Origin of the sequence: Peptoniphilus indolicus ATCC 29427 (assembly GCF_000227315.1) — a bacterium.
Taxonomy (GTDB): Bacteria; Bacillota; Clostridia; order Tissierellales; family Peptoniphilaceae; genus Peptoniphilus; species Peptoniphilus indolicus.
Map to the genome: position 1 here is coordinate 1 of NZ_JH165144.1, position 764 is coordinate 764.

Consider the following 764-nt stretch of genomic DNA (forward strand, 5'->3'; position numbering starts at 1 on the left):
TTGTATATCTTTCATAATATTATTATACTACATTAAATCACACAATTGTATCTATTGTTTAACGGATATTAGCATAAAATCTTCAAATGGATATTTTTATTTTGTACTCCAAATTTAGTTGAGCATTTAATTTTCAGTTTTCTTATTTATACTTGAAGAATTTATTTAATAATGATATTCAAAATCTATACTAATTATGATAAAATAAAACCGAGGGAATTCTCGGGGAAATATGCGGGAGGTTTGATGTTGAATAGTATAAAAATGAAGGTAGGAAATATTAGAAAGAAAGAAATTAGAGTAACGGCAATGAAATGTTTTTTAAATAAAGGTTTCGAAAATACAACGATGGAAGATGTAATTAGAGAAGTCGGTATGAGTGTAGGAGGTGTTTATCATCACTATAGTAACACAACTGAAATGCTTAAGGATTTAATGATAGATGGAAACGAGTATAGGAATCGCATAATTGATGATTATTTAGATAAATATAAATTTGAAGACAAATATGAAAATATGAGTAATATTCTAGTTGAAAAATGTTTGTCGGATACTGAAAACACAAAAGTTTATGCACTTTTATTACAGGCTAAAAAATATAATAGTGAGCTTGAAGACTTATTTCAAGAATTAAAAACTGAAACTGTTGAACAATTAAAATGATCTCAAAAAATTAGGAATAGATGCTGACATTTTTTCAGATGGTTTTTTGGTTGATTATATAAATGGAATAATACTTAGTAATTATATTTTAGGTGCGAAAA

General features: G+C 25.8%; 1 protein-coding gene. It reads left to right on the forward strand.

Going from position 1 to position 764, the window contains the following annotated elements; genetic code table 11:
* Window positions 1-249: 249 nt before the first annotated feature.
* Complete coding sequence (locus HMPREF9129_RS10400; protein ID WP_257009302.1) at window positions 250-663, forward strand: TetR/AcrR family transcriptional regulator; 414 nt, start codon at window positions 250-252, stop codon at window positions 661-663.
* Window positions 664-764 lie beyond the last annotated feature (101 nt).